Below are 15220 nucleotides of genomic sequence, written 5' to 3'. Positions count from 1 at the left end.
GCTTATGGCAGGCCATAGCAAGTTCAAGAACATCATGCACCGCAAGGGCGCCCAGGACAAAAAGCGCTCCGCGATGTTTTCCAAGCTCTCGCGCGAGATCACCGTGGCGGCGAAGTCGGGTCTTCCCGATCCCGACATGAACCCGCGCCTTCGCCTCGCGGTCAACGCCGCCAAGGCGCAGTCGATGCCCAAGGACAACATCCAGCGCGCGATCGACAAGGCCAGCGGCAGCGATGTCGAGAATTACGAGGAGATTCGTTACGAGGGCTTCGGCCCCGGCGGCGTCGCGCTGATCGTCGAGGCGCTCTCGGACAACCGCAATCGCACCGCGACCAATGTCCGCACCGCCTTTTCGAAGAATGGCGGCAATCTCGGCGCGTCGGGTGCAGTGAGCCACGGCTTCGACCGCGTCGGCCTGATCGAATACCCGACAAGCGCCGGCGATCACGACAAGGTGTTCGAGGCCGCGCTCGAGGCTGGCGCCGAGGACGTGACCTTCGACGAGGGCCATGAGATCTGGACCGCGCTCGATGCGCTGCACGAGGTCGCGAAAGCGCTCGAGGCCGTGCTCGGCCCCGCGGAAGGCGCGAAGCTCGCCTGGCGTCCGCAGACAAAGGTCGACGTCACCGAGGACGACGCCAAGAACCTCCTCAAGCTGATCGACACGCTCGAGGACGATGACGACGTCCAGACCGTCTGGGGCAATTACGAAGTCTCCGACGAGGTCATGGAGAAACTGGGATAATCGGGTTCGCGCGGAGCCGCGAAGGCGCGGAGGGAGCAACGCTGCCGCAGGCTGCATTGTCAATCACCCGCTGTCTTTCGCTCGAACACACGTCCTCCGCGCCTCCGCGCCTCCGCGCGCATCCCTTTTTGCCGTCATGATCATCCTCGGACTCGATCCCGGTCTCGGCACCACGGGCTGGGGTGTCATCACCTCGGTCGGCAATCGGCTCAGCCATGTCGCCAATGGCCAGGTGAAGACCGACAGCGCCGCGCCACTGGGCGAGCGCCTCGTCGCGCTCGACGCCGCATTGACCGATATCCTCCTCGAGCATCGCCCCGATGGCGCGGCGGTCGAGGAGGTGTTCGTCAACGTCAATCCGCAGTCGACGCTGAAGCTCGGTCAGGCGCGCGGCGTCTGCCTGCTCGCAGCGGCGCGCAGCGGCATTGTCGTCGGCGAATATTCGCCCAGCCTCGTCAAGAAGGCGGTGGTCGGTGTCGGCAAGGCCGAAAAGGCGCAGGTCCACGCAATGATCTCGCGCCTCCTGCCCGGCGCAAAGATCGCGGGCGCCGACGCTGCGGACGCGCTTGCGGTCGCGATCACCCATGCGCACCATATGGCGAGCGCGCACCGCCTGCGCTGACCACGCTCGACGTCACCCTGAACTTGATTCAGGGTCCATGAACACGAAGGGTGCAAGTTCTGGCGTGACGGTGTTCATGGATCCCGGATCAAGTCCGGGATGACAGCCGGGAAAAAGGCGAACGAACCCGATTCCCTTTTCCCCCGGAACAGGGTAGGAACAAAATATGATCGCGCGCCTCAGGGGGGAACTCGTCAGCACCGGCATGGACCATGCGGTGATCGACGTTAGCGGTGTCGGCTATCTGGTCGGCGCCTCGTCACGCACATTGGCGGTGCTCGGCCCCACGGGCGGCGCGGTCACGATCCACACCGAAATGCTCGTGTCGGAGGACTCGATCCGGCTGATGGGCTTCGCGACCGCCGCTGAGCGCGACTGGTTCCGTCTGCTGACGAGCGTGCAGGGCGTCGGCAGCCGTGTCGCGCTCGCGATCCTGTCCGCACTCGATCCCAATGAGCTCCACCGGTCGATCGCCAGCGGCGACAAGGCAATGATCGCGCGCGCCAATGGTGTCGGACCCAAGCTTGCACAGCGCATCGCCAACGAACTCAAGGACAAGACCGGCGGCATCGCGCTCGGCCCCGGCGGCGTCGCGACCGCAGCTCCTGTCGGCAGCCACGCCTCCGACGCCGTCTCGGCGCTCTCCAATCTCGGCTTCAGGCCCGCCGAAGCCTCGAGCGCGGTCGCCGCCGCCGAGGATGAACTGGGCGAAGGCGCCAGCCTCGACGCGCTGGTCCGTCTCGCGCTCAAGAAGGCAGCGAAGTGACAACCGCGTTGGGCTGCCTCGCCACCACCGCTGTCATTGTCGTGCTCAGCGCGGTCCTGCTTTGGGGCGTCCTCCCAAGCACGACCTGGTGGCAGGTGGACGCGTGTCTGGACGCAGGGGGACGCTGGATCGAGCAGCAGGAAGTTTGTGAAGGTGCAGAGCGATGACCGACGCCGACCGCATCATCACCCCCGCCCGCCGCGCCGAGGATGTCGACGCAGCACTGCGCCCCAAATCGCTGGAAGAGTTTGTCGGGCAGAAGGCGGCGCGCGAGAATCTGCGCGTCTTTATCGAGGCCGCCCGGTCGCGCGGCGACGCGCTCGACCATGTGCTGTTCTTCGGCCCGCCGGGTCTCGGCAAGACCACGCTCGCGCAGATCATCGCGCGCGAGATGGGCGTCGGCTTCCGCTCGACTTCGGGCCCGGTGATCGCCAAGTCGGGCGATCTCGCCGCGCTCCTCACCAATCTCGAGGATGGCGACGTCCTCTTCATCGACGAAATCCACCGCCTCAATCCCGCGGTCGAGGAAGTGCTCTACCCCGCGATGGAGGATCGCGCACTCGACCTGATGATCGGCGAAGGGCCCTCGGCGCGTTCGGTCAGGATCGACCTGCCGCGCTTCACCTTGGTCGGCGCGACGACGCGGCAGGGGCTGCTCACCACGCCGCTGCGCGACCGTTTCGGCATCCCGGTGCGCCTGAACTTCTACACCGTCGACGAGCTCGAAAGCGTCGTGCGCCGCGCCGCGGCGCTGCTCGACCTCGGCATCGCACCCGATGGCGCACGCGAGGTGGCGACGCGCGCGCGCGGCACCCCGCGCATCGCGGGCCGGCTGCTGCGCCGCGTGCGCGATTTCGCCAATGTCGCGGGGGTCGAGACGGTCGATGCGAAGACCGCCGACGCGGCACTCAACCGGCTTGAGGTCGACAAGCTCGGCCTCGACGCGATGGACCGGCGCTACCTCACCATGATCGCCGACATCTATCGTGGCGGGCCCGTGGGCGTAGAAACGCTCGCCGCCGGCCTCAGCGAACCGCGCGACACGATCGAGGAAGTGATCGAGCCCTATCTGATCCAGCTCGGGCTGATCGCGCGCACCGCGCGCGGCCGCATGCTCAACGGCCGCGGCTGGAAGCATCTCGGACTCAATCCCCCGCCCGAGGCGGGACAGGAGAGTCTGTTCGACGGCTGAAGCCGCCAGACACCTTCGTCATGCTGACGAAAGTCAGCATCCATGAACACGGACGGCAAAAGTCCTGACACGCCCGTGTTCATGGATCCCGGATCAGGTCCGGGATGACGGCGGTGTGGTCCAACCGTTTCACGCGCGGGCCGAATTGGCTTTGCCCGCGCGGAATCGAGCGGCTAGAGCCTGTCGCCATGTCGAGTATTGACCGTGACAGACCCTATGCCGGCTATTTCGCCGGCCGCGAGCATCGCTTCGCGCTGCGCGTCTATTTCGAGGACACCGACACCGGGCAGATCGTCTATCACGCCAACTATCTGAAGTTCATGGAGCGCGCGCGTTCCGACATGTTGCGCGAGGCGGGTATCGACCAGCGCATGGCACTGGATTCGGGTCTGGGCGTTTATGCGGTCACCGAACTCGCGATCAGATATCGCCGTCCCGCGAAGCTGGACGACGATCTCGTGGTGGCGAGCACGGTGGAGGAAGTTCGCGCGGCATCGTGCCGCATTCATCAGAGAGTCATGCGCGGGGATGAGATATTGGCCGAAGCGGACGTCGTCGCCGCCTTCCTCTCTCCGCAAGGGAAGCCCAGGCGACAGCCGCAAGCCTGGGTCTATGCGTTCAAGCGGCTGATATGAAGGGACATTGATACCGCGATGGAATCGATCATGTTGAATATGGATGCCGCCACCCTGTCCCCGGTGGCGCTGTTCATGCAGGCCGACTGGGTGGTGAAGGGCGTGATGCTCGGGCTGCTGCTTGCCAGCATCTGGACCTGGGCGATCATCATCGGCTTCTGGGCCAAGCTGAAAAGGCTGAGCAAGGGCTCGGACCGCTTTGAGAGCGACTTCTGGAAGACCGAGGATATCGACCGCTTCCACAACGCGCACAGCAAGTCCGACCTGCCGAGCGCCAAGGTGTTCGACGCGGGGCTCACCGAATGGCGCCGCTCGACGGGCGGAAAGTCGATCGACCGCGACGGCACGCGCGCGCGCCTGGCCACCGCGATGGGCAGCGCGGTAGCGCACCAGATCGACGAGCTTTCGGACCGATTGAACATCCTCGCCACCGTCGGCGCGGTGGCGCCCTTTGTCGGGCTGTTCGGCACGGTCTGGGGCATCATGCGCAGCTTCACCGCGATCGCCGCAGAGCAGAATTCGAGCCTCGCGGTCGTCGCACCCGGCATTGCCGAGGCGCTGTTCGCAACCGCGATCGGGCTGTTCGCCGCGATCCCCGCGGTGATCGCGTTCAACCGCTTCAGCCACGGCATCAACCGGCTCGAGGCGCGGCTCAACCGCTTTGCCGATGGCTTCCACACCACGCTCAGCCGTGAACTGGAGATCGCCAGCTGATGGCAATGGGTCCCCTTCCCTCCCGCGCTGGCCGGGGCCGCCGCGCCCCGATGGCCGAGATCAACGTCACGCCGCTGGTGGACGTGATGCTGGTGCTGCTCATCATCTTCATGGTGACCGCGCCGCTGCTCGTCACCGGCGTGCCCGTGAACCTGCCCGACAGCCGCGCGGGCGCGCTCGAGCCCGACCGGAAGCCCATCCAGATCTCGCTCGACAATGAAGGCCGCGTCTTCGTCGACGATCAGGAGGTGATGGAGGCCGAGCTTCCCACCATCCTCGAATCGAAGCGCCCGCCGCAGGGCGGCGATGAGCCGCAGGTGTTCCTGCGCGCCGATCGCGGGCTCGATTACGGTCGCGTGATGCGCGTGATGGGCGAGCTCAACCGCGCGGGGCTCAACAAGGTGTCGCTCGTCACCACCGGCGCGGAGCAGGCCGGCTGATGATGGACCGCGTCGAGAAGGCAGGGCTCGGGATAGCCATTGCCGGCCATGCCGTGCTGTTCGGCCTGTTGTCGGTCGGCTTTCTCGCCACGCCCAATCCCGCCAACCTGAAGCAGAAGCCGATCGAGGTTACGCTGACCGACGAGGTCGCGCTTGAAAGCACCGCGCCCGATCCGATCAGCGAACCGCCCGCCGCGCTCTCTCCCGAGCCGGCGCCGCTCGACATGCCCGAGCCCGAGGCGCAGCCCGCGCCGCCCGAGCCCGAACCGATGAAGCGCGCAGAAGTGAAGCCGGCGCCCGCGCCCAAGCCCGCCGAGAAGAAGCCGACGGAAAAGCCCAAGCCCGAAAAGGCCGCCGCCAAGCCCGCACCCAAGGCGCCAAGCAAGCAGCAGGCAACCGCCGAGCCCCAGCGCAAGAGCCGGCTCAGCCGCGACATGCTGGCGGGACTGACCGACGCACCCACGCAGACGCGCGCCACGGGCACCCCCGCGCAAAAGGCGGGACCGGCGGTGCAGTCGGCGCTCGCAGCCGAGGTGCTGCGCCAGCTCAAACCGCACTGGACCGCGCCGACCGGGGCCGACGCCGAGAAGCTGCAGACCAAACTCTGCCTCACCGTCTCCAAAACCGGCGCGGTCACCAATATCGAGACGCAGGGTACGACCGGGGTCACCGCGTCCAACCGCGGGCTGGTGCAGCTGCATCAGGAACGCGCGATCAAGGCGGTGAAGCTGGCGTCGCCGTTCAAGAACCTGCCACCGCAATTCTACGATACCTGGAAATCCATGTGCCCGATCGGTTTTGACAAGAGGCTATCGCAATGACCCATTTCAAGCTGCTCACCACTGGCTTCGCCGCAGCGTTGCTGACCGCCATTCAGCCGGCGGCCGCCCAGCTCAGCGTCGACGTCACCGACGAAAGCGGCAATGACCTCGTCATCGCGATCCCCGCCATGCCGACCCCGCAAAGCGCGCCTACCGCAGCAGGCACCACCGATGCGCTCGGCCGGCAGGTCGCCGAAGTCGTCGCCTCCGATCTCCGCGGCAGCGGGCTCTTCCGCCCGATCGGTCCGGCACAGGTGCGGAACATCACCTTTCCCGAGGTGACCGCGCCGCAATTCGATTACTGGCCCGGTACGGGCGCACAGGCGCTCGTCCAGGGTTTCGTGCGCGCCAATGGCGACGGCAACCTGACCGTGGGCTGCTATCTCTACGACGTCGCGCTGCGCAGCGAACTCGTGCGGCAGGGCTTCGTCGTCCAGCCCTCCGACTGGCGTCGCGCCGCGCACAAATGCGCCGACACCATCTATTCGCGCCTGTCGGGCGAAAGCCCCTTCTTCGACAGCCGCATCGCCTACATCGCCGAGACCGGCCCCAAGGGGAACCGCACCAAGCGCCTCGCGATCATGGATTCGGATGGCGCCAACCACCGTTTCATCACCAATGGTCAGGCGATCGCGCTGACGCCGCGCTTCTCGCCCGACTACAAGCAGATCGTCTATCTCAGCTATCTCAACAACCGCCCGCGCGTGTTCGTCTACGACATCGGCACGGGCAAGCAGCGGCTCGTCTATGAGGCACAGGGCGCCACGCTCGCGCCGCGCTTCTCGCCCGATGGCCGGACGATCCTGTTCTCGATGGCGACTGGCGGGAATACCGATATCTACAGCATTCCGATTACCGGCGGCACGCCACGGCGGCTCACCACCGCGCCGGGCATCGACATCGGCGGCAGCTTCTCGCCCGACGGCTCGCAGATCGTCTTCGAAAGCGATCGCTCGGGCGGCCAGCAGCTTTACATCATGAATGCCGACGGCTCGAACCAGCACCGCATCAGCTTTGGCGGGGGGCGCTATGCGACCCCCGAATGGAGCCCGCGCGGCGACCTGATCGCCTTCACCAAGATGGCGGGCAATTTCCGTGTCGGCGTGATGAGTCCCTCGGGCGACGGCGAACGGCTTCTCACCAACAGCTGGCAGGACGAAGCGCCGACCTGGTCGCCCAATGGCCGCGTCATCCAGTTCTTCCGTACGAGCCAGGGCCGCGGTGGCACGTCGAGCGTGTGGCAGGTCGACCTGACCGGCGTGAACGAGCGGCGGATTCCGACGCCCGTCGACGGCTCGGACCCCGCATGGGGCCCGATTCTTCCGTAATCACAGGAACGAAAATGCGGGGTTCGGGTTGACCCCGTAATGATTTCGCCCGACCAAGGCCCGCGACAGGGTGGGCAGTGTTGTTTGTAGTAAAAGGAGAAAGAAATGGCCCGTCTGGGTAGCAAGATCATCCTCGCCGCGAGCCTCGTCGCGCTCGGCGCGTGCGCCAAGAAGGCGCCGGAGCAGCTGCCGCCACCGCCCGCCACCGAACAGCCCGACACGGGCGACCAGTCGGGCGTGGGCACCGCGCCCGTCCCCGGATCGCAGGCCGATTTCATTGCCAAGGTCAGCTCGGACAAGATCTTCTTCGGCCTCGACCAGTTCGACATCGACGCCGAGGATCAGGCGACGCTTTCGAGCCAGGCGCAGTGGCTGCAGCAATATCCCAATGTCCGCGTGACGATCGAAGGTCATGCCGACGAACGCGGTACGCGCGAATACAACCTCGCGCTCGGCGAGCGCCGCGCCAATGCGGCGAAGAACTATCTCGCGTCGCTGGGCATCCCCGCCTCGCGCATCTCGGTGATCTCGTACGGCAAGGAGCGCCCCGAAGCGCTGGGTTCGGACGAGGCAAGCTGGGCGCGCAACCGCCGCGCGGTGACCGTCACGGTCCAGTAAGCGCGTCCAAAGACTGGCGAAAGGGCCGTCGGGGCAATGCTCCGGCGGCCCTTTTTCTTTGCACCATCCCCCTGCCGTCATGCTGACGAAAGTCAGCATCCATGAACGCGAACGGTGCAGCTTCTGACACGACCGTGTTCATGTGCCGAATCAAGTTCGGCATGACGACCGGGCGTGCATCCCGTTTGCGCTTGACCGAATCGGTCTACGATATAATTATGATATCATAATTATGGAGGACGACATGACCGAGGGGAAATCAGCCGCGTCGCTCAATGCGAGCAGCGAGCGGCCGGCAAACACGCAGAGCGGCTATCTGATGCTGCTCCTGCTGCTGGTCACGATCGCGGCGGAGGCGTGGGGATTCATCCAGTTCGCCAGCGACCAGCAGAGCGGCACCGTCGTTGCCGTGATGATCGTCGCGCTCATCGCGATGGTCCTGATCCTGTCCGGCTTCTACCTGATCCAGCCCAACCAGGCCGCGGCGATCCTGCTGTTCGGCGATTATCGCGGCACCGATCGCACCACGGGGCTGCGCTGGGTTCTCCCCTGGCTCACCCGCACCAAGATTTCGGCACGCGTCCACAACATCACCTCGGACAAATTGAAGGTGAACGACCTGCGCGGCAACCCGATCGAGATCGCCTCGAACGTCGTGTGGCGCGTCACCGACAGCGCGCAGGCGCTGTTCGACGTCGACGACTACAAGCAGTTCGTCCACATCCAGATCGAGAGCGCGGTGCGCGCGATCGGCTCGCGCTATCCCTATGACGATATCGAGCACAAGGAAGTGACGCTGCGCGGCGATGCCGAGCATGTCAGCGAGGAACTGCGGATCGAGCTGCAGGAACGCGTCCAGATCGCGGGGGTCACGATCGACGAATGCCGCCTGACGCACCTCGCCTATGCGCAGGAGATTGCGCAGGCGATGCTGCGCCGCCAGCAGGCCGAGGCGGTGATCGCCGCGCGCAAGAAGCTCGTCGAGGGCGCGGTGTCGATGGTGGAGACCGCGCTCGAACAGCTGAGCGCCAAGAACGTCGTCCACCTCGATGACGAGCGCAAGGCGGCGATGGTCTCCAATCTGATGGTCGTGCTGTGCGGCGAGCGCGACACGCAGCCCGTCGTCAACACCGGAACGCTGTACCAGTAAGGATATCGGGCGTTGGCCGCTCCCCCCAAAAAGGCGTTCCCGCTGCGTCTCGAGCCCGCGCTGTTCGCGGCGCTCGAGCGCGCGGCGGCGAGCGACCTCAGGAGCGTCAATGCCGAGATCGAGATATTGCTGCGTGAGGCGCTGGCGCGGCGGGGCGTGAAGGTCGCCGCCCCCGAACAGCGCCCGCGCGGGCGGCCCCCCGGCAAGACCGGGGAGGATGAGGCATGATCCACCCCTTCACCTGCGCCGCGCACAAGCCCTGGCTGATCGCGATCAGCGCGGCGCTGCTGACGATCGGGGTTGCACTGGTGGTTTCGGGGTAGAAACTCCTCCCCGGGCGCGTACCCGGGGAAGAATATCTCAGTGGACGAAGCGCGCCACCACGTCGCGATAGGACCGGCTGACCTTCACCTGCGCGCCCGAATCGAGCACGAGGAAGCATTCGCCGTTGGTGTGCGGCTTGACCTGTTTGACAAGGTCGAGATTGACGATCGTCGAACGGTGGACGCGCTGGAAACGGCGCGGATCGAGCCGCTTTTCGAGATCCTTCATGGTCTCGCGCAGGATCAGCGTGTTGTCGCCGGTATAGATGCACATGTAATCGCCCGCTGCGTCGATGCGCTCGATCGAATCGACATCGACGCGGAAGATCTGCCCGCGATCCTTGATGTTGATCAGCTTCTCATAGCGGTTCGATGCGTGCGTCTCGTGGTTCTCGCCCATCGATTCGGCGGCCTCGGGCGCCACCTCGGTGAGCACTTCCTTCAGCCGCTCTGCCTCTTCCTGCCCGCGCTTCTCCGACAGACGCTGGCGCACGCGCTCGAGCGTGTCGGCAAGTCTTTCGGGCTCGACGGGCTTCATCAGATAGTCGGTGGCCTGCGCCTCGAAGGCGCGGATCGCGTGGTCCGAATAGGCGGTCACGAACACGAACAACGGCGGTTCGACCTCCATCATCCCCTGCACGACGGAGAAACCGTCGAAACCGGGCATCTGGATATCGAGGAACACCAGATCGGGCTTGTTGGTCTTGATCGAGCGAATCGCCTCGCGGCCATTCAGGCAGGTATCGACGATTTCAACATCGTCATGGGCTTCCAGTCTCAGTTGAAGCCCCTGAATCGCAAGGGGTTCGTCATCGACCAGAATGGTACGTATCGTCATGCGGCCACTTTCGGCTGTTCTTCCAGTAGTAACGGGAACTCGATGACAACGCTGAACCCGCCCGTTGGTTTCGAGCCGGCATCGAATCGATGCTCGGGTCCGAACGCCTGGGCGAGACGGTCACGTATGTTAGCGAGACCCACTCCTGTTGAATAGCTGGGCCTGAGTACCGCTCCGTTCAACCCCGGCCCGGTATCCGACACGGTGATCTGCACCCGATCTCCGGCAAGCCGCGCATCGACCGAAATGTCCGCGCCTTCCTCCTGCGGCGTGACCGCATATTTGATCGCATTCTCGACAAGTGGCTGAAGCAGCAGCGAAGGCAGCCGCGCCTTTGATACGCGTTCGTCGACCGTGAAGGTCGTCCTGAGCCGGTCCTCGAAACGCATCTTCTCGATCTCGAGATAGAGCTTCAGCGTCTCGACCTCCTGCGCGATCGTCACCTGCGCGGTCGGCTCGTTGGCGAGCGTGTAGCGCAGGAACGAGGAAAGCCGTGACAGCATCGCATTGGCGCGCTCGGTCTGCTTCAGGAGCACCAGCGTCGAGATCGAGTTCAGGGTATTGAAAAGAAAGTGCGGATTGAGCTGATAGCGCAGCATCGCCAGCTGCGCGGCGCTTGCCTGGCTGTCGAGCTTGACGAGCTGGTCGGCCTGTTCCTCGACGATCAGGTAGAAGTTGATCGCATAATAAAGCGAAGACCATGCCGCGAGGATGGTGAGATCGAGGAACAGCATGCCCGTGATCACGCTCGTCGAAAACGGCGTGGTCGGACGGTTGATCGTCGAGAACACCCACGCGTCGATCGTCGCATAGAGCAAAGTCGCGAGCACGACCGCGCCCACCGAAACGCCCCAGGTAACGATCCGTCGCTGGTTGATGACGAGCCGGTAGATCACCGCGAGGATCAGCGTCAGCGAATAGCCCGTCACCACATGGATCAGCAGCGGCACCATGAATTCGAGCGGGAAGCCGTTGGAGAAGCCCGAAATGGCGCGCAGCACGAGATAGCCCGCCCAGCCGCCCGACTGGAGGTTCCAGAAAGCCCGGTTCTTGTCGTCGAAGAACGGCTTTTCGATAAGGCCGATATGCGCCATGTGTTTCGCATTATTCGATTGCGCGGCGCACGGGAAGCCGTTGCGTCCCGTAGTGTTCGAGCGCATAGCGCCGCGCCATGAACACGATCCGCGCACGACTGACGGGCGAGAACAGGGCCATTGCGCTCTGGATCGTCGCGTGTGCGCTGATGCTCCGCATGCTCGTCCCCGCGGGCTGGATGCCGGCGACCGATGCCGATGGCGCGGTGCGGATCACATTGTGCACCGGTCAGGGGCTGGTCGAGGCGTGGGTCGCCACGGACGGCAGCCTGCACGACAAGGCGCCGCAGAAATCGGAGCCGAAAACCGATCAGCCCTGCTCCTTTGCGGGGCTCGGCGCCGCGTTTGACGCGGTGCCGGCGGTCGCTTTCACGCCATCGCTCTACTTCGTCACAGCCACCGCGATCACGCTGCCGGCGTCGGTCGCGATCGGCCGCGGCCTCGCCGCCCCGCCGCCACCCGCCATCGGACCGCCCGCCACCCTCTGAACCCCGTCCGCGCCCGGACTTCCGGGCCGAATCGCTTTGTTCAGAGGAATTCCAGTCATGACGTCGCTTATCCGCGCGCTTTCGGGCGCGTCGTTCATTGCTTTTGCCGCCACCGCCACCCCCTCGCTTGCCGATGATAGCGGCCCCATCATCGTCACCGCGCAGCAAGTCGAAGAAGCCGAGGCCGCCACCGCGCGCACGCCCGGCGGGGCCGACACCGTTGCCGCCACCGAATATGAGGACAAGGTCGCGGTCTCGCTCCGCGACGCGCTCGCCTTTTCCCCGGGCGTCTATACGCAGCCGCGCTTCGGGCAGGAGGTGCGCCTCTCGATCCGCGGCTCGGGGATCAGCCGCGGCTTCCACATGCGCGGCCTGACGCTGCTGCAGGACGGAACTCCGATCAACCTTGCCGACAATAATGGCGATTTCCAGGAGCTCGACCCGCAGGTCTTCCAGCATATCGAGGTGCTGCGCGGCGCCAACGCGCTGCGTTTCGGCAGCTCGACGCTCGGCGGCGGGATCAATGCGGTGACCCCCACGGGCCGCACCGAGCCCGGCTTCGAACTGCGCGTCGATGGCGGCAGCTTCGACACGATCCGCACCAGGGCCGCCATCGGCTATGCCGATGACCGCGCCGATGTCTGGGCGGCGATCACGACAGACCGCTCGGATGGCGACCGGATGCACGCCAGCCGCGATTCGCTGCGTTTCAACACCAATATCGGCCTGCGCCTTACCGACATGATCGAAACGCGCTTCTACGCGACATTGAGCCAGATCGACCAGGACCTGCCCGGCGCACTCACGCGCAGCGATGCGCTGACCGACCCGGAAAAGTCGAACGCGATCAATATCGTGCAGGATCAGGAACGCGACATCGACTCGATCCGCCTCCAGAACCGCACCACGGTCGATCTCGGGAGCGGCACGCTCGAGGCCGGGCTGTTCTACAATGGCAAGAACCTGTTCCACCCGATCTTTCAGGTCATCGACCAGAACTCGGAGGATTACGGCGCCTATGCGCGGCTGAACCTTGCCGGCGAGATCGGCGGCGTACCCGTCGAGGGCCTGATCGGCTCCACCGCGCGCTTCGGCCATGTCGATGCGCGCCAGTTCGTCAATGTTGGCGGCAACCGCGACGCCCCCACCCAGACCGCGCGGCAGGAAGCGCAGACGATCGACAGCTATGGCGAGCTGCGCGTCATGCCCCTGGCCGGGCTCAGCCTGATCGCCGGCGGCGTGTGGACGCATGGCGAGCGCACGATCGACAACCGCACCAGCGCCGCGCTCAGCGGCAGCGCCAGCTTCGACGAGTTCTCTCCCAAATTCGGCCTGCTCTACGAACCCGCAAAGGACATCCAGCTCTACGCGAATTACAGCCGCTCGCACGAGCTGCCCGGCTATGGCGAGCTGGCGCAAACGCAGGTCGGGGGGCTCACCGGCTTCGTCGATCTCGATCCCCATCGCGCCTGGACGATCGAATTGGGCACGCGTGGGCAGCACGGGCTCGCCGCGTGGGACGTCACGCTCTACCGCTCGGACATCAGGGGCGAGATGCTGCAATATTCGGTCGTGCCCGGCGTCATCCCCGCCGCGACCTTCAATGCCGACAGGACGCGTCATCAGGGGATAGAGGCGGGGCTCGAACTCCGCCTCGCGCCATTCGCGACGCTCCGGCAGGTGTATCAGCTCAACGACTTCGCCTTCAGGAACGACGCGGTCTATGGCGACAACCGCCTCCCCGTGATCCCGAAGCACCTCTACCGCGCCGATTTGCGGCTGGGCACCGAACGCTTCGCGGTCACGCCCAATGTCGAATGGGTGCCGACGGGCGGCTGGGCAGATTATGTCAATGCGACGCGCGCGCCGGGTTACACGCTGTTCGGCCTCGGTGCCGAGGCCAATGTCACCGACGGGCTGACGCTGTTCTTCGACGCGCGCAACCTCACGGGCGAAAAGGCGATCGGCGACATCTCTGCGGTCGTTCGCGCCACCGCTGCATCCGCGATCTATTACCCCGTGGAGCGCCGCGCCCTTTACGGCGGCGTGCGTGCGCGCTTCTGAAGGAGGACGGGCCGATGGACACTACCGCCCTCTATCACGCCGTGTGGCGCTGGCATTTCTATGCCGGGCTGATCATCCTGCCCGTGCTCGCCTGGATGGCGGCAACGGGCGCGCTCTATCTCTACAAGCCCGAGGTCGAGCGCGCGGTCTATGGCCAGTGGACGCAGCGCCAATATACCGGCGACCCGATCACGCTCGGCGCGATGGTCGAAAGCGTCAGCCTGCAGGCGCATGGGCGCATCACGCGCATCGCACGCCCCGCCGATGACGCCGGGAGCTGGCGGATGACCGTCGAGCGCGCTGACGGCGAAAAGCGTACGGTGTTCGTCGATCCTGCGCTCGGGCTCGTCATGGGCGATGTGCCCGAGGGCGGGGTGATGAAGACCGTCAAGGATCTCCACAGCCTCGTCATCACCGGGCCCATCGGCAATGCGCTGGTCGAGATCGTCGCGGGCTGGACGATCCTGCTGTGCCTGACGGGCTTCTACCTGTGGTGGCCGCGCGCGGGCCAGAAGGCGCTGGCGCTGCGCGGAACCCCGCGCGGCCGTCTGTTCTGGCGCGATCTCCACGCCTCGACGGGCGCGATCGCGGGCGTAGTGATCCTGTTCCTCGCGGTCACGGGCATGCCCTGGTCGGGCTTCTGGGGAGAGCAATTGCAGGGCGTCGTCAGCGCGACGGGCACGGGCCGCCCGGCCGCGCCCGGCCCGGCACCCTGGGAGCACCGTGATCACCACGCCGCGGCCGAACTTCCCTGGTCGATGCAGGCGTCCCCCGCCCCGCACGGCCATGGCGCCGGCCATATCGGGCCCGATCACGTTGCCGCGATAGCCGCCGCGCGCGGCATCGGGCCCGGCTGGACGATGGTCATGCCGCCCGCGCCGGGCGCGCCCTGGCTCGTCACCGACGCGAGCGCGAAGACCGCCGACACGCGCGTCCTCTATATCGACGCGGGCAACGGCAATGTGCTCCAGGATGCGCGCTGGTCCGATTTCGGCGGCGGCGCAAAGACGATCGAATGGGGAATCGCGGTCCATCAGGGCGAACAATATGGCGAGGCCAACCGGCTGGTGATGCTCGCGGGCTGCATCGCGATACTGCTGCTCGCGCTGAGCGCGCCCATCCTCTGGTGGAAGCGCCGCTTCGCCGCGCCGCCCCCCGCGCGCGATGCTGGCAGAACGCAGGGTGTGGCCGCGATCATGCTCGTGCTGGGCGCGCTCTTTCCATTGACCGGCGCGACGATGCTCGCGGCGCTTCTGGGCGAATGGCTGTGGAACCGGCGGCGCATACTCGCCAGATCCCGCCCGGGCTGACGCCATATCAATTCCGTTCGGGCTGAGCCTGTCGAAGCCCTGTTCTTCGGCCACTTGCCGCCAAAGGCGAAG

General features: G+C 65.8%; 17 protein-coding genes. 15 read left to right on the top strand and 2 right to left on the bottom strand.

The genetic code is table 11. From position 1 onward, the window contains the following. Positions 1-4: 4 nt before the first annotated feature. From MKI88_RS13920 to MKI88_RS13865, 12 genes are all read left to right on the top strand, one after another. A complete protein-coding gene (locus MKI88_RS13920; protein ID WP_241631994.1) occupies positions 5-745 on the top strand; it encodes a YebC/PmpR family DNA-binding transcriptional regulator in 741 nt (246 codons plus the stop codon). Positions 746-881: 136 nt separating this feature from the next. Beyond that, positions 882-1367 carry a crossover junction endodeoxyribonuclease RuvC gene (ruvC, locus tag MKI88_RS13915; RefSeq protein ID WP_241631993.1) on the top strand — a complete coding sequence of 162 codons (486 nt, stop codon included), beginning with the start codon at positions 882-884 and terminating at the stop codon, positions 1365-1367. 166 nt (positions 1368-1533) lie between these two features. Further along, positions 1534-2133 (top strand): Holliday junction branch migration protein RuvA, encoded by a 600-nt coding sequence (gene ruvA / locus MKI88_RS13910; protein WP_241631992.1) that lies wholly within the window; start codon positions 1534-1536, stop codon positions 2131-2133. A 163-nt stretch (positions 2134-2296) separates the two neighbouring features. Beyond that, complete coding sequence (gene ruvB / locus MKI88_RS13905; RefSeq protein ID WP_241631991.1) at positions 2297-3325, top strand: Holliday junction branch migration DNA helicase RuvB; 1029 nt, start codon at positions 2297-2299, stop codon at positions 3323-3325. 188 nt (positions 3326-3513) lie between these two features. After that, positions 3514-3960 carry a YbgC/FadM family acyl-CoA thioesterase gene (locus MKI88_RS13900; RefSeq protein ID WP_241631990.1) on the top strand — a complete coding sequence of 149 codons (447 nt, stop codon included), beginning with the start codon at positions 3514-3516 and terminating at the stop codon, positions 3958-3960. 30 nt (positions 3961-3990) lie between these two features. Next, positions 3991-4674: a protein TolQ gene (gene tolQ / locus MKI88_RS13895; RefSeq protein ID WP_241631989.1), complete on the top strand. Its 684-nt coding sequence runs from the start codon at positions 3991-3993 to the stop codon at positions 4672-4674. Next, positions 4674-5114, top strand: coding sequence for an ExbD/TolR family protein (locus MKI88_RS13890; RefSeq protein ID WP_241631988.1), 441 nt, complete (start codon positions 4674-4676; stop codon positions 5112-5114). The genes tolQ and MKI88_RS13890 overlap by 1 nt, the downstream gene beginning before the upstream one ends. Further along, positions 5114-5935, top strand: a complete 822-nt coding sequence (locus tag MKI88_RS13885; protein ID WP_348636261.1) for a cell envelope biogenesis protein TolA — start codon at positions 5114-5116, stop codon at positions 5933-5935. Before MKI88_RS13890 ends, MKI88_RS13885 begins: the two co-directional genes overlap by 1 nt. Further along, positions 5932-7263, top strand: a complete 1332-nt coding sequence (gene tolB / locus MKI88_RS13880; protein ID WP_241631987.1) for a Tol-Pal system beta propeller repeat protein TolB — start codon at positions 5932-5934, stop codon at positions 7261-7263. The genes MKI88_RS13885 and tolB overlap by 4 nt, the downstream gene beginning before the upstream one ends. A gap of 105 nt (positions 7264-7368) precedes the next feature. Continuing rightward, positions 7369-7881 (top strand): peptidoglycan-associated lipoprotein Pal, encoded by a 513-nt coding sequence (gene pal, locus MKI88_RS13875; RefSeq protein WP_241631986.1) that lies wholly within the window; start codon positions 7369-7371, stop codon positions 7879-7881. A gap of 244 nt (positions 7882-8125) precedes the next feature. Next, a complete protein-coding gene (locus tag MKI88_RS13870; protein ID WP_241631985.1) occupies positions 8126-9031 on the top strand; it encodes an SPFH domain-containing protein in 906 nt (301 codons plus the stop codon). Between the two features lie 12 nt (positions 9032-9043). Beyond that, positions 9044-9259, top strand: coding sequence for a toxin-antitoxin system HicB family antitoxin (locus MKI88_RS13865; RefSeq protein WP_241631984.1), 216 nt, complete (start codon positions 9044-9046; stop codon positions 9257-9259). Between the two features lie 132 nt (positions 9260-9391). Here MKI88_RS13865 and MKI88_RS13860 read toward each other — a convergent pair whose 3' ends face one another. Next, positions 9392-10192 (bottom strand): LytTR family DNA-binding domain-containing protein, encoded by an 801-nt coding sequence (locus MKI88_RS13860; RefSeq protein WP_241631983.1) that lies wholly within the window; start codon positions 10190-10192, stop codon positions 9392-9394. After that, positions 10189-11286 carry a sensor histidine kinase gene (locus tag MKI88_RS13855; RefSeq protein WP_241632015.1) on the bottom strand — a complete coding sequence of 366 codons (1098 nt, stop codon included), beginning with the start codon at positions 11284-11286 and terminating at the stop codon, positions 10189-10191. The genes MKI88_RS13860 and MKI88_RS13855 overlap by 4 nt, the downstream gene beginning before the upstream one ends. 77 nt (positions 11287-11363) lie before the next feature. Here MKI88_RS13855 and MKI88_RS13850 point away from each other — a divergent pair, with 77 nt between their 5' ends. From MKI88_RS13850 to MKI88_RS13840, 3 genes are read left to right on the top strand one after another with little or no spacing between them, the layout of a single operon-like run. After that, positions 11364-11774 (top strand): hypothetical protein, encoded by a 411-nt coding sequence (locus MKI88_RS13850; protein ID WP_241631982.1) that lies wholly within the window; start codon positions 11364-11366, stop codon positions 11772-11774. 57 nt (positions 11775-11831) lie between these two features. Further along, positions 11832-13838, top strand: a complete 2007-nt coding sequence (locus MKI88_RS13845) for a TonB-dependent receptor (protein ID WP_241631981.1) — start codon at positions 11832-11834, stop codon at positions 13836-13838. Positions 13839-13852: 14 nt separating this feature from the next. Continuing rightward, complete coding sequence (locus MKI88_RS13840; RefSeq protein ID WP_241631980.1) at positions 13853-15148, top strand: PepSY domain-containing protein; 1296 nt, start codon at positions 13853-13855, stop codon at positions 15146-15148. Positions 15149-15220: the final 72 nt, after the last annotated feature.

Source organism: Sphingomonas sp. LaA6.9, from assembly GCF_022601895.1.
Classification (GTDB): Bacteria; Pseudomonadota; Alphaproteobacteria; order Sphingomonadales; family Sphingomonadaceae; genus Sphingobium_A.
This window is presented reverse-complemented; position numbering and strand designations above follow the sequence as displayed.

What these genes read in the sequence shown, in the direction of transcription:
- MKI88_RS13920 (WP_241631994.1), top strand. Translation starts at nt 5, where the DNA reads ATGGCAGGCCATAGCAAGTTCAAGAACATCATGCACCGCAAGGGCGCC.
- ruvC (WP_241631993.1), top strand. Translation starts at nt 882, where the DNA reads ATGATCATCCTCGGACTCGATCCCGGTCTCGGCACCACGGGCTGGGGT.
- ruvA (WP_241631992.1), top strand. Translation starts at nt 1,534, where the DNA reads ATGATCGCGCGCCTCAGGGGGGAACTCGTCAGCACCGGCATGGACCAT.
- ruvB (WP_241631991.1), top strand. Translation starts at nt 2,297, where the DNA reads ATGACCGACGCCGACCGCATCATCACCCCCGCCCGCCGCGCCGAGGAT.
- MKI88_RS13900 (WP_241631990.1), top strand. Translation starts at nt 3,514, where the DNA reads ATGTCGAGTATTGACCGTGACAGACCCTATGCCGGCTATTTCGCCGGC.
- tolQ (WP_241631989.1), top strand. Translation starts at nt 3,991, where the DNA reads ATGTTGAATATGGATGCCGCCACCCTGTCCCCGGTGGCGCTGTTCATG.
- MKI88_RS13890 (WP_241631988.1), top strand. Translation starts at nt 4,674, where the DNA reads ATGGCAATGGGTCCCCTTCCCTCCCGCGCTGGCCGGGGCCGCCGCGCC.
- MKI88_RS13885 (WP_348636261.1), top strand. Translation starts at nt 5,114, where the DNA reads ATGATGGACCGCGTCGAGAAGGCAGGGCTCGGGATAGCCATTGCCGGC.
- tolB (WP_241631987.1), top strand. Translation starts at nt 5,932, where the DNA reads ATGACCCATTTCAAGCTGCTCACCACTGGCTTCGCCGCAGCGTTGCTG.
- pal (WP_241631986.1), top strand. Translation starts at nt 7,369, where the DNA reads ATGGCCCGTCTGGGTAGCAAGATCATCCTCGCCGCGAGCCTCGTCGCG.
- MKI88_RS13870 (WP_241631985.1), top strand. Translation starts at nt 8,126, where the DNA reads ATGACCGAGGGGAAATCAGCCGCGTCGCTCAATGCGAGCAGCGAGCGG.
- MKI88_RS13860 (WP_241631983.1), bottom strand. Translation starts at nt 10,192, where the DNA reads ATGACGATACGTACCATTCTGGTCGATGACGAACCCCTTGCGATTCAG.
- MKI88_RS13855 (WP_241632015.1), bottom strand. Translation starts at nt 11,286, where the DNA reads ATGGCGCATATCGGCCTTATCGAAAAGCCGTTCTTCGACGACAAGAAC.
- MKI88_RS13850 (WP_241631982.1), top strand. Translation starts at nt 11,364, where the DNA reads ATGAACACGATCCGCGCACGACTGACGGGCGAGAACAGGGCCATTGCG.
- MKI88_RS13845 (WP_241631981.1), top strand. Translation starts at nt 11,832, where the DNA reads ATGACGTCGCTTATCCGCGCGCTTTCGGGCGCGTCGTTCATTGCTTTT.
- MKI88_RS13840 (WP_241631980.1), top strand. Translation starts at nt 13,853, where the DNA reads ATGGACACTACCGCCCTCTATCACGCCGTGTGGCGCTGGCATTTCTAT.